Annotated in this window: 12 protein-coding genes and 1 pseudogene; 4 read left to right on the forward strand and 9 right to left on the reverse strand. The window is 36.7% G+C overall.

The genetic code is table 11. The features are described 5' to 3' along the window. Positions 1 to 2: 2 nt before the first annotated feature. The gene (pdhA, locus tag QUF99_RS20885; protein WP_289372523.1) at positions 3 to 1118 is read right to left on the reverse strand and encodes a pyruvate dehydrogenase E1 component subunit alpha; all 1116 of its coding nucleotides are present in this window, start codon (positions 1116 to 1118) and stop codon (positions 3 to 5) included. A gap of 593 nt (positions 1119 to 1711) precedes the next feature. Between pdhA and QUF99_RS20890 the strand changes: the two are divergent. Together QUF99_RS20890 and def are read left to right on the forward strand one after the other, a co-directional pair. Further along, positions 1712 to 1792 (forward strand): annotated as a pseudogene (locus QUF99_RS20890) (YjcZ family sporulation protein); the annotation flags it as partial. A gap of 370 nt (positions 1793 to 2162) precedes the next feature. Further along, positions 2163 to 2717, forward strand: coding sequence for a peptide deformylase (gene def, locus QUF99_RS20895; protein WP_286121662.1), 555 nt, complete (start codon positions 2163 to 2165; stop codon positions 2715 to 2717). A 132-nt stretch (positions 2718 to 2849) separates the two neighbouring features. Here the strand turns inward: def and QUF99_RS20900 are convergent, their stop codons facing one another. Further along, complete coding sequence (locus tag QUF99_RS20900) at positions 2850 to 3623, reverse strand: Cof-type HAD-IIB family hydrolase (protein WP_289372525.1); 774 nt, start codon at positions 3621 to 3623, stop codon at positions 2850 to 2852. A gap of 597 nt (positions 3624 to 4220) precedes the next feature. Here QUF99_RS20900 and QUF99_RS20905 point away from each other — a divergent pair. After that, a complete protein-coding gene (locus QUF99_RS20905) occupies positions 4221 to 4433 on the forward strand; it encodes a DNA-dependent RNA polymerase subunit epsilon (RefSeq protein ID WP_289372526.1) in 213 nt (70 codons plus the stop codon). Positions 4434 to 4436: 3 nt separating this feature from the next. Beyond that, the gene (gene rnjA, locus QUF99_RS20910) at positions 4437 to 6104 is read left to right on the forward strand and encodes a ribonuclease J1 (protein WP_289372528.1); all 1668 of its coding nucleotides are present in this window, start codon (positions 4437 to 4439) and stop codon (positions 6102 to 6104) included. Positions 6105 to 6300: 196 nt separating this feature from the next. Here rnjA and QUF99_RS20915 read toward each other — a convergent pair whose 3' ends face one another. From QUF99_RS20915 to QUF99_RS20945, 7 genes are all read right to left on the reverse strand, one after another. Continuing rightward, entirely contained in the window at positions 6301 to 6966 is a 666-nt protein-coding gene (locus tag QUF99_RS20915) for a potassium channel family protein (protein WP_289372530.1), read from the reverse strand. A 133-nt stretch (positions 6967 to 7099) separates the two neighbouring features. Beyond that, on the reverse strand, positions 7100 to 7966 hold the full coding sequence (locus QUF99_RS20920; protein ID WP_289372532.1) for a cytochrome C oxidase assembly protein: 867 nt from the start codon (positions 7964 to 7966) through the stop codon (positions 7100 to 7102). Positions 7967 to 8269: 303 nt separating this feature from the next. Next, positions 8270 to 8728, reverse strand: coding sequence for a TlpA family protein disulfide reductase (locus QUF99_RS20925; protein ID WP_289372534.1), 459 nt, complete (start codon positions 8726 to 8728; stop codon positions 8270 to 8272). A gap of 73 nt (positions 8729 to 8801) precedes the next feature. After that, positions 8802 to 9350 carry a peroxiredoxin gene (locus tag QUF99_RS20930; protein WP_286121669.1) on the reverse strand — a complete coding sequence of 183 codons (549 nt, stop codon included), beginning with the start codon at positions 9348 to 9350 and terminating at the stop codon, positions 8802 to 8804. 210 nt (positions 9351 to 9560) lie between these two features. Beyond that, positions 9561 to 10691, reverse strand: coding sequence for an N-acetyldiaminopimelate deacetylase (locus tag QUF99_RS20935; protein ID WP_289372536.1), 1131 nt, complete (start codon positions 10689 to 10691; stop codon positions 9561 to 9563). Between the two features lie 59 nt (positions 10692 to 10750). Beyond that, positions 10751 to 11473 (reverse strand): 2,3,4,5-tetrahydropyridine-2,6-dicarboxylate N-acetyltransferase, encoded by a 723-nt coding sequence (gene dapD, locus QUF99_RS20940; protein ID WP_289372538.1) that lies wholly within the window; start codon positions 11471 to 11473, stop codon positions 10751 to 10753. 71 nt (positions 11474 to 11544) lie between these two features. Beyond that, on the reverse strand, positions 11545 to 12402 hold the full coding sequence (locus QUF99_RS20945; RefSeq protein ID WP_289372540.1) for a transcriptional regulator CcpC: 858 nt from the start codon (positions 12400 to 12402) through the stop codon (positions 11545 to 11547). Positions 12403 to 12450 lie beyond the last annotated feature (48 nt).

Genomic DNA, 12450 nt, shown 5'->3' on the forward strand with positions numbered 1-12450 from the left:
GCTTACTTCGACTCCTTTTCTTTGTAAATTTCATATTGTTCTTGTAAGTTGAAAGGCATTTTTTCGTACATGATTTCCATTAAATCAGTTACTTTTTGTTTTGGAGCTTGGTCAGCTTTAGCAATCGCTTGTTTGATATCTTCTTTTGCTTCTTCGATTACTTTTTCTTCTGTTTCTTGAGACCATAAGCCTTTGTTTTCTAAGAACGTACGGAAACGTACGATTGGATCTTTTTGTTCCCATTCGTTTTCGATATCTTTTGTACGGTAACGAGTTGGATCATCGCCAGCCATTGTATGTGGACCGTAACGGAATGTTAAAGTCTCAATTAAAGTAGGACCTTCACCGTTTACTGCGCGCTCACGAGCAAAAGCAGTTGCTGCATATACAGCTAATGGATCCATACCGTCTACTTGAATACCGTAGATACCTGCTGCAACTGCTTTTTGTGCTACAGTTTTTGCTGCAGATTGTTTTTCTACTGGAGTAGAGATTGCATAACGGTTGTTTTGAACAACGAAGATTGCTGGAGCTTTGAATGCACCCGCAAAGTTCATTCCTTCGTAGAAGTCACCTTGAGAAGCGCCACCGTCACCAGTGTAAGTAATTGCAACAGATTTTTTACCACGTAGTTTCATACCTAACGCAACACCAGCAGTTTGGATGATTTGCGCACCGATAATGATTTGTGGAGCAAGTGCATTTACATTTTCAGGCATTTGGTTACCCATGAAGTGTCCACGAGAGAATAAGAATGCTTGGTATAATGGTAAACCATGCCATACTAATTGTGGAACATCACGATATCCTGGTAAGATGAAGTCTTCTGCTTCAAGTGCGAAATGACTCGCTAATTGAGAAGCCTCTTGTCCAGCTGTTGGTGCGTAGAAACCTAAACGTCCTTGACGGTTTAAAGAAATAGAACGTTGATCTAGTACGCGAGTATACACCATACGGCGCATTAATTCTTTTAATTGATCATCAGTTAATTCAGGCATTGCTGCTTCATTCACAACTTCGCCTTTTTCATTTAAAATTTGTAATGTTTCAAACTGAGCTGCGATAGCTTTCATTTGCTCATCAACATTAAATAGGGTCTTTTTTGTTTTAGTACCCATTCCGTTCACCTCTTCCTCTCTTGAACCATATTCTGAAACGCTTTCACTAGCACTTGGCTAGAAAAAAAACGTAACGATGTAAACCGACGAGGATGCTTGTCGGTTGAGAATAATTTTGTGTACCTAACAATCTGTACTAATGCTTTTTCAAAAACATATTAATACAATCTTGATCACGTTTTTTAGTTTACAACTATTCTAATCACGATGTCAATTACTTTGGTTACGATTTTTTTATGAATATCACTGAGGTTTCCGCTACAAGTACGTGTTTTTATTTTCACATCTGTATTAGTAGGCAATAACCTCCTGTTATATTATTCCCTATTCATCCATATTTTGATCGTAGAATAATATGTAAACGGTTTAATTCTTTTTAGTTTTTCTCTCTTTATTATAAAAATATGCAACCACTTCTTCCTTTCTAGGCAAATGTCTACACATTTCTAATTGCCCTCCATACATTATAGTAACCGCAATTGTTAGCGGGAAATGATAAAGGAGGTCATCTCATGTACGGATACACGTGTTGTTATCCAACAACTTACCCATGTCCTACGTATGGCTATGGTGGCTATGGTGGTTCTTGCGGTGGAGGGTCTGGACGCGGCTTTGCCTTAATCGTTGTGTTGTTTATCCTTTTAATTATCGTTGGCGCTGCCTGCATTCGTTAACGTAAAACAAAACAACTATAAAAAGAAATAGGCGGCTTTGCCGTCTTTTCTTTTTCAATTCTTGAGAATTAGTAACTTTTTTATACTACATATGAAATAATTGAAAAAGAAAGAATAAAGTGGAACTTTGATCAGTGGGGTTTTCTTTCCCCCACTGATCATTAACCCGCACGAATCGGGCCTTTACGGGCAGTTTATCCCCCACCTAACTTCTTTGCTTCTTGCAAAACTTCGAGGTGGTGGTATTACCGTCCGCGAATAGCGGGATAAACCTGAAACAGGTCAACTATTCCGCATGAATAGACCGTTCACTTTATCATGACTTTTTTCATGTCCTTTGGTAGACTAAAGAGGAAAGGAGAGATTGCATATGCTTACAATGGATAATGTAATTCGTGAAGGAAATCCCATTTTACGAGCAGTGGCAGAAGAAGTACCTCTGCCAGCAAGCGAAGAAGATGTACATACACTACGAGAAATGATTGAATTTGTAATCAACAGTCAAAACCCTGAAATGGTTGAAAAATATAACTTACGTCCAGGAATTGGGATAGCTGCACCACAAATCGGCATTTCAAAAAAGATGATTGCTGTTCATGTTACAGATTCAAATGAAACATTATATAGCTACGCTTTATTCAACCCTAGAATCGTGAGTCACTCTGTTGAACGTACGTACTTATCAGGTGGCGAAGGCTGTCTATCCGTAGATCGTGAAGTGCCTGGCTATGTTCCCCGCTATACACGAATTACAGTTAAAGCGACAACCGTCGATGGTGAAGAAATAAAATTACGTTTAAAAGGGTTACCAGCAATTGTATTTCAACATGAAATCGATCATTTAAACGGCGTTATGTTCTATGATCATATTAATAAAGAAAACCCATTAGCAACTCCAGATGGTGCAAATCCACTCGAAAGATAAAAACTCCCACTTTAAGGTCTTACCGTCCATTAAAGTGGAATAAAAAAGGTAGAAGCTCCTGCTTCTACCTTTTTTATAACTAATAACAGAATAATCCATTTCACCCTGTGTGAAATGGTTTCCACATCACTTTTATAATAAACGGGCCCACTGTAAGCCGTGAAGAATACCATCCTCATCAACATTTTTCGTGACATAATTAGCAAGCTTTTTCAATTCAGAATGCCCATTCCCCATTACGATGCCTGTTCCTACTGCTTCAATCATCTCTAAATCATTTAGACCATCTCCGAAAGCATATACTTGCTCACGCTTGAAACCTAATTTTTCAATGAATTTTTCAATTCCTTTTGCTTTGGAACCACCATTTGGGATAATATCCATTGAATACGCATGCCAGCGTATAAAATGAAAGTCTTGATAATCATGAATAAACTTCTCTTCCTCACCAGCTTGACAGAAAAGAAGCGTTTGATAAATATCCCGATTTTCATAAAATTTCGGTTCATATACTGGGTGTTCAAATTGCAGACTTCCGAAGCTTTCTTTTACATAATCATGATATTCTACTGTCGCTTTCATATCCTCATGATCTAAGTAAACAAGAGGATACCCCTCTTGTTTCGCGAACGTCGTAAACGTACGTAACGTATCAGGGTGTAATGGATTTTTATATACAACCTCATCTTCAAATACAACATATTGTCCATTGAAACTTACATAGTTATGAATATTTAGTTCCTTGCGAATATCTTCAAACATAAAAGGTGCACGGCCTGTCGCAATTGCTACATGCACTCCTTTTTCTTGCAATGCACATACCGCTTCTTTTGTAGATTGCGGGATTTTTTTGTCATGATCTAGTAATGTTCCATCAATATCAAAAAAGACGATTTTATCATTCATTTGCAAAATCCTTTCTAACACTTCTATGTATCTATCTGGATTATTTCTTTTCAAACACTAAAAAAAAGTATAACATATAAAACATCTGTGAAGAAAGCGTTCACTTTCTGACCTTATTTATGAAATATGCATATACTATCAAAAGAATGCTGGTATCGGTTCGAATGAATTTTCTTTTCTAATATATCTCATACTATAACCATAAGCAGGAGCTTACTTCCTGTTTGAGCGGACTAAATAGTACACACGATATCACCTTACAAAAGCGAATGAAATGTATCGAGCCCAACTGGACAGCAAGCCTCTATTTATCTTCCATGATTTTTCAAAGCATGAATGATGAAGGGTTACAACCCGTTAGAGCGGGATAAATATGCATGTTTGAAGTAAGGAAAGGAAGGAGCAATCATGCTGAAGAAGCTGCAGAAAAAGTTAAAACGATATTTAAACGAGTTAGTTCGTAAAAAGACAATCGCTTAAATCGTGCCCATTTTGGGCTTTTTCTTCATTCTCATCGAAAAAACATGAAAATCATCACTGTTTGCTTTATAATAGGTAACAGATAATGCAAAACATAGAAAAAGAGAGGTTTTTCCAATGATTTTTAAAGTATTTTATCAACAAAAACTGACTGAAGTTCCTGTACGTGAAAATACAAAGGTACTATATTTAGAAGCTGAATCCGAAAAAGACGTTCGTACAAAATTACAAAAGTTCGCATATAATATCGAGTTTGTCCAATCTGTTACTGGCGCTCATCTTGAATACGAAAAGCAAAATGCTGATTTAACATTAACGGAGATTGTATAATTTATGAAATTCCTAAAAAATGATCAAGCGGCTGTTTTCGCCCTTGGCGGACTGGGTGAAATCGGCAAAAATACATACGCTGTTCAATTTCAAGATGAAATTATTATAATTGATGCTGGAATTAAGTTTCCAGAAGACGAACTTCTAGGGATTGACTATGTTATCCCTGATTACACTTATTTTGTACGAAACGAAGATAAAATTAAAGGTCTATTCATTACACATGGTCACGAAGACCATATTGGTGGTATCCCTTATTTATTACGTCAAGTGAACATCCCGATTTACGGTGGGAAATTAGCAATTGGCTTACTTAAAAACAAATTAGAAGAACACGGATTACTTCGTAAAGCGAAGCTTTACGAAATTCAAGAAAACGATGTAATTAAATTCAAAAAGACATCTGTTTCATTCTTCCGTACAACGCACAGTATTCCAGATTCGTACGGTGTTGTCGTAAAAACACCGCAAGGACAAATCGTTCATACGGGTGACTTTAAGTTTGACTTTACACCAGTTGGCGAACCAGCAGACTTAACGAAAATGGCGGAAATCGGTAAAGCCGGTGTTCTTTGTCTACTCTCTGATAGTACAAATAGTGAAGTGCCAAACTTTACTATGTCTGAACGACGCGTTGGCGAAAGCATTCAAGATATTTTCCGCAAAGTTGAAGGTCGTATCATCTTCGCAACATTTGCGTCAAATATTCATCGTTTGCAACAAGTTGTAGAAGCAGCTGTAGAAAATAATCGTAAAGTTGCCGTATTCGGTCGAAGCATGGAATCAGCAATTGAGATTGGTCAAAACCTTGGTTATATTCGTTGTCCAAAAGATACATTTGTGGAAGCGTCTCAACTGAATCGTATACCAGCAAATAAAATTGTTATTTTATGTACAGGCAGTCAAGGTGAACCAATGGCAGCACTTTCTCGCATCGCTAACGGTACACATCGCCAAATTCAAATCATTCCTGGTGATACAGTTGTATTCTCTTCTTCACCAATTCCAGGAAATACAGTCAGCGTAAGCCGCACAATTAATATGTTGTATCGTGCTGGTGCTGATGTCATCCATGGTAAGCTTTCAAATATTCATACAAGTGGACACGGTGGACAAGAAGAGCAGAAATTAATGCTACGTCTTATTAAACCGAAATACTTCATGCCAATTCACGGTGAATATCGTATGCAACGCATGCATTTAAAGCTAGCAAATGATTGTGGCATTCCTGAAGAAAATTGTTTCATTATGGACAATGGTGATGTTCTTGCCCTACGCGAAGATGAAGCAAATATCGCTGGAAAAATCCCATCTGGTTCTGTTTATATTGACGGAAATGGTATCGGTGATATTGGCAATATCGTATTACGCGATCGTCGTATTCTTTCGGAAGAAGGACTCGTTATCGTGGTTGTGAGCATTGACATGAAAGAGTTTACGGTTGCAGCTGGACCTGACATTATCTCTCGTGGATTCGTTTATATGCGTGAGAGCAGCGATTTAATTAACGATGCACAATCATTAATTACAACTCATCTAGAAAAAGTAATGGAGCGAAAAACAACACAATGGTCTGAAATTAAAAATGAAATTACAGATACATTGGCACCATTCTTATACGAAAAAACGAAACGTCGTCCAATGATTTTACCAATCATTATGGAAATATAAGAAAAAGGACAATGCTCATGATGTTGAGCATTGTCCTTTTCTATATTGGGCTTCTTTATCCCGCTATTTGCGGGCAGTAATACCCCCACCTCAAAGTTCGACAAGAAGCAAAGAAGTTAGGTACTGCCCGTAAAAGCCCGATTGGTGAGGGCTAATAATCAGCGGAGGATGAAGTCCCACTGATTAAAGTTTTACTTTATCTCAAGAAGTGTTTAAAACGATTCACTTCATCATCATGACCAATTACAATTAAAATATCTCCAGATTGAATATTTTCTGTAGCACGAGGAGAAACAATTACTTCCTTTCCTCGTTTAATCGCTACAATGTTTAATCCAAACTTCGCACGAATATCTAATTCAATTAAAGAATGTCCATCAATCTTTTTATTTGCAATAATCTCCACAATACTATGTTCATCTGAAAGTTCTAAGTAATCTAACACGTTACTTGAAGCAATGTTATTTGCAATTCGTTTGCCCATATCCCTCTCAGGATGAACAATATGATCCGCTCCTATTTTAGTTAACACTTTTTCATGATAATCATTTTGAGCTTTGACAGTAATATTTTTCACACCAAGTTCTTTTAAAATCAATGTCGTTAAAATACTCGCATTCAAATTATCACCAATTGCAACTACAACATGATCAAAGTTTCGAATTCCAAGACTTTTTAAAACCATTTCATCAGTTGAATCTGCAATGACTGCGTGAGAAGCGATATTCGCAAATTCATTGATTTTATCTTCATCAAGATCAATTGCCATTACTTCCATACCTAATTGAGCCAATTCACGACAAATACTACCTCCAAAACGCCCAAGGCCGATGACAGCAAATTCTTTTTCTTTCTCACTCACATGAATTCCTCCAATAACATCAAGTCCTATTTACTATCATTGTAGCATAGTTTATTCCGCTATTTGCGGACAATAATACCCCCACTAATCAAAGTTTCACTTTATATTCGCTACAAAGATTACCGATTCATACTTACTTTTGCTTTTGTATATAGAAATATTGTTGTAAATAAAAAGCAATGATACAAACAAGCATCCCAAAAATAAAGATGTTGCCGAACGAACTAAACGTTTGAAATACAAATAATAGTGTTTCTTGTCCAAAAAAGGCAAATAAGAGCTGTGTAAAAGCAAATAAGAGTGCCCATTTATAATGATGCTGATGAAATAAATAATGAGTTGCTCCCAAGAACGCACCAAAAGAAACTATAAAGATCCACCATGTTTCCAAAAAGCTTTTCCAACCCACAAAATTATATCCGTTTACAACAAGCGCAATAATTGCAATGACCAGCATTGTCGGAACACTCCAGAATAGCGCTTGATTCCGAAAAAATTTGACTCCGTTTGTATCACCTTTTTCGCTTGCACAATACGTTAAAAAGGTTGTACTGATATACAGAACAGAAAAAATCGTTAACACAATGATTAGCCAGAAATGAAGCTGAAAATACTCATGTTCTATATTTGTAACAATAGCTGCTAACATACATGGCATAAGCATCCCTGTCCAGCCGTCAATTTTTCGCTCATTCCAAAATACAGCATTTCCAATCCGAATACCTAATAGCATAAAAATAATCGTACCGATTACGAATAAAGTTGTCTTATTTCCAACTAAACTTGTGGAAAAAGCAATTAAACCAATAAATAAAAAAAGAACAAATCCATTCATAATTTCTAATACAGGGGATAAATAACCTTTCACCCACTTATATGTTTCTTCATACTCGTGTTTATTCGTTAGGCGATATGCATAAAAGCTTATCCCAAAATAAACCGCTGCAATAATAACATATGCATATAAAAAGAAACATAAAATTACACTACCAATTTGCACCTTATTCCCCACCCTTTTTCTATGTATCACATTGATTTTACACATTTTCTATATAAAAAGTAAACCAAAACGTATAGTGGAACTTACATTAGTGAGGTTATTTTCCTCATATGAATCGTTAATCTGACAAACAAGGCTACCTCTTAACTTTTTCCTTCCTCCCCTCTCAAAAAAGACGATTACAGCACAAAAAGTAAGAGTATCTTTCTCAAAATAAAAACCTCCTAACAAAGAGGAGGTTTTTAACGAACTCTATAAAAGCCCCACTTATACCCATTCACTTTAAAGCGGGATTTTTTTTACTTATTCATCTTCTTTTTTTGCTTCATCTAACACACGATTTACTCGTTTTGTTAGCATTTTCATGCCACTTCCACCTGCTTGGAAATGACGAAGCATACCATTTTTATCAAATACATAATATGCTGGTACATATTCATTTTCAAATGCATTTGTAATCGCATGCTGATTATCCACTAAAATAGACTGTATAATTCCGTGTTCTTTTGCGACTGCTTCTACTTGTTCTAGATCTAAATCTTCTTCTGAGCGTGGCATATGAACCGCTACAACATTTAATTGCTCTTTATATTCATCACGGAATTCATTAATACTTGGCATAGCCTCTTTACATAAGTGACAACTTACTGACCAAAAATGAATGAGTGTTGGCTTTTCACCAATTAGTGATTCTCGCACTACTTCTCCATTTAATATTGTTGTTGCACCGTCTAAAGAAGGCATTGGTTGACGTAATTTCATGATTTTCCCCCTTTACAGATGTAGAGAAAGGTCTAACAAAATATTGTTAGACCTCCTGTTGTTTACATTAAGATTAAACGTTTAAAGTTGCTTCACCTGGTTTCCAGTTTGCTGGACAAAGTCCACCAGTTTGAAGAGCTTGAAGAACACGGATTACTTCATCAACTTCACGTCCGATGTTGTTGTGATGTACAACTTGGTACATTAATTCGCCTTCTGGGCTAATGATGAATAAACCGCGAAGTGCGATACCCTCTTCTTCAAGTAATACGCCATAATCACGAGCTACTACATGGTTTGTATCAGCTGCTAATGGATACTTTAAATCACCTAAACCGTTTTTCGTACGGTCAGTATTAATCCAAGCTAAATGAGTGTGGATTGTATCAGTAGATACACCGATTACTTCTGCATCTAAATCTTCGAATTCATCGTAACGCTCAGAAAGTGCGATGATTTCTGTTGGACATACGAAAGTGAAGTCCATTGGATAGAAGAAAAGTACTGTCCACTTGTCTTGCTTCATAACTTCTTCAAGGCTTACTTTACCAAATTCTTTGTTTGGCATAACAGCGTCCATTTCAAAGCGTGGCGCTTGTTTTGCTACCATACGTTCTGCCATATGTATCAACCTCCGTAAATTTTTTTATCATATATTGTCTACTCTTGTATTATATAAGAGAAATCAGTTTTTAGTCAATGTTATTTGATAATTATTATAAAATAACTCACTATCAACTTTTTCCCCCATCTACCATTATAAAGTATTGTTCTAGAATTACAAAAAAAATGCATTGTAAACAATAATTTTTCCTATGGAAAAGAACAGGTATTATCCTCTGTTCCCTTTCCATTTTACATATTGATCTAAAAATGCGATTGTCTGTTCAATCGCTTCTTCGTTTGGTTGTAGTTTCGCATGATGTAAGCCATATTCAGAATCTACACCAAGCCAAAACATAAACCCTGGAATATCGCGAAGCATGTATCCAAAGTCTTCTCCTGTCATCGCCTCGGTACATGTAATCAAGTTCATATCTGTTTGCTCCGCCACAAATGACATAAATTCTCGCGTCAATGCTTCATGATTATATACTTGATGGTACATCGCTCCGTAATCAATACATGCTTCACATTGAAACGAAGCTTCAATCCCTTCAACAATCGCTTCAATACGACCTTTTACCCGTTTCATCGATTCAACTGATAATGTTCGAATCGTCCCTTCTAAGCGAGACTTCTCTGCAATAATATTTTGTACAGTTCCGCCTGTAATTTTACCAATTGTAATAACTGCACTATCCAGGGGGTTCACATTACGACTAACAACGGATTGAAGCTGTGTGACAAGGTGACTTGCAGCAACAATCATATCATTTGCTGTATGCGGATATGCTGCGTGACCACCTTTTCCTTTCAAATCAATATATAATTCTGATGTATTTGCAAATAGCAATCCTTCTTTTGTTGCTATTGTTCCTACTGGATACTCGGGTGCAATATGAAGGCCCAAAATCATGTCAGGCTTCCACATCTTCAGCTCTTCACTTTCTAACATAGGTAGAGCGCCACCTGGCCCCTCTTCGGCCGGTTGAAAAATAAAGACAAGGTTATCATCTACCCTTTCCTTTACAGCAGCTGTTAAGAGTCCTAGACCGATTGTTGTATGCAAATCATGACCACACGCATGCATCAGCCCTTCATGTATGGAAGAGAATTCATATCCTGTTTCCTCTGAAATCGGTAAGCCATCAATATCTGCACGATAACCGATTGTTTTCTCAGGATTTTTTCCATTTACTTTTACAATTACACCGGTTTTCCATGTTTTCACTTCGAGATATTCACTCGGAAGGGTATGAATATAATCTAAAATATATTGCTGTGTTTTCCATTCTTGAAACCCTAGTTCCGGGATTTGATGCAACTCTCTACGCATTTCCACAAATTTACTGACTGTCATATTTCCACCACCATTTATAAAAAAGCGTAAGAGCGAATTTGCCCTTACGCTTTCTGTTTTTATTTTTCTGGGTTTAATTGACGAAGCTCTTGTTTAATTTCTGTTTTTGCTTTTGTTTTTTCATCAATTTCTTTAATAACACGTGCTGGTGTTCCTGCAACAACTGTGTATGGTGGCACGTCTTCTGTTACAACTGCACCCGCTGCAACAACTGCACCTTTACCTACTGTAACACCTTCTAAAACAACTACATTCGCACCAATTACAACATCATCTTCAACGATAACTGGTTTTGCAGAAGGTGGTTCGATAACACCTGCAAGGACAGCTCCAGCACCAACGTGACAGTTTTTACCTACTGTAGCACGTCCACCAAGTACTGCATTCATATCAATCATAGAACCTTCACCGATTACAGCACCAATGTTAATTGTTGCATTCATCATAATAACTGCATTGTCACCAATTTCAACATGGTCACGAATAATTGCACCTGGTTCAATACGTGCTGTAATACCTTTTAAGTCGAGCATTGGAATTGCAGAGTTACGACGATCATTTTCTACAACGTAATCTACAACGTGCTTTTTATTTTCTTCAAGAAGTGCCTTAATTTCAGACCATTCTCCAAATAATACACCTGATTTTTTATTTACAAAAGCTTGTACTGTTTCCGGGAATGTAATTTCTTTTAAATCCCCTTTTATGTATACCTTTACAGGAGTTTTCTTCTCGCTTTTTTGAATAAACGAAATAATTTCGTTTGCATCCATCATTTTCATGCTTGTTGCCTCCTAAATCCATTTATAATGTTACTCTACCAAACGCAAGAGCTCCCCGCAAGATAATAATCTTATTTTTGGGCTTGAATTTCTTCGATAATTTCTAAAAATGCTTGCACTTGTTTTAGTTGCCTCGCTGACTCACTTGTCAATAACCACGTTTCGCGCGTCAATTGTACCGGTGTTTTATATGTCTTTTCTCTCACTTCTTTTAAAACAGTAGACGGTAAAAGTGCATAACCAATCCCATTTAAAACAAGCTGCTTACATGTTTCAATTTGATCGACAACAATCGTTCGTTTTGGGGGGTTAGAAAACAAACCATACCACCAATTTTGTATTTGTCCATAATATGTCGAATCACTTTTAAATTGAATGAATGGTTTATTTGTATCTTTTAACATGGAAATATCTTTAATATCCGTATCAACTAAATATAGCTCATCTTCAAATAATTGCTGTTTATATCCTTTATACTCTTGTGTCCCTCGCAAAATGGCTACATGGACATCCCCTTCATAAAAATGCTTTTGCACTTCACTACTCCAGCCTGTAAATAAAGAGATTTTTACGAATGGGTACTTTTGTACAAACCTCTTTAAAACAGGTGGTAACCAGTATTGACCAATAACAGAAGCGACAGCTAACTTTAAAGTACCGTATGTTTCCGTGTGAAATACCGCCAATTCACTCTTGATCGCTTCTTCCCTTTGCAGCATATCTTTCGCATAATTGGCTACTTTCTCTCCTTCAGGTGTAATTGTTAACCCTTTTTGCGAGCGAATAAAGAATTTCATTCCCCATTGTTTTTCCATTGATTGTAAGCGTTGACTTAACGCTGGCTGTGAAACAAACAGACGCTCCGCAGCTTTTCTCATATTGGATTCCTGTGCTAAAACAACCATCATTTGAAAATCATCAATTTGCAACTTTCTCCCTCTTTCCTATCTCACATGTAACCATCTAACCTCAATATA

The organism is Bacillus sp. DX4.1 (assembly GCF_030348195.1).
Taxonomy (GTDB): Bacteria; Bacillota; Bacilli; order Bacillales; family Bacillaceae_G; genus Bacillus_A.

Coding starts and splice junctions, on each gene's coding strand:
- pdhA (WP_289372523.1), bottom strand. CDS start 1,118: ATGGGTACTAAAACAAAAAAGACCCTATTTAATGTTGATGAGCAAATG.
- QUF99_RS20930 (WP_286121669.1), bottom strand. CDS start 9,350: ATGGCAGAACGTATGGTAGCAAAACAAGCGCCACGCTTTGAAATGGAC.
- def (WP_286121662.1), top strand. CDS start 2,163: ATGCTTACAATGGATAATGTAATTCGTGAAGGAAATCCCATTTTACGA.
- dapD (WP_289372538.1), bottom strand. CDS start 11,473: ATGAAAATGATGGATGCAAACGAAATTATTTCGTTTATTCAAAAAAGC.
- QUF99_RS20925 (WP_289372534.1), bottom strand. CDS start 8,728: ATGAAATTACGTCAACCAATGCCTTCTTTAGACGGTGCAACAACAATA.
- rnjA (WP_289372528.1), top strand. CDS start 4,437: ATGAAATTCCTAAAAAATGATCAAGCGGCTGTTTTCGCCCTTGGCGGA.
- QUF99_RS20905 (WP_289372526.1), top strand. CDS start 4,221: ATGATTTTTAAAGTATTTTATCAACAAAAACTGACTGAAGTTCCTGTA.
- QUF99_RS20900 (WP_289372525.1), bottom strand. CDS start 3,623: ATGAATGATAAAATCGTCTTTTTTGATATTGATGGAACATTACTAGAT.
- QUF99_RS20935 (WP_289372536.1), bottom strand. CDS start 10,691: ATGACAGTCAGTAAATTTGTGGAAATGCGTAGAGAGTTGCATCAAATC.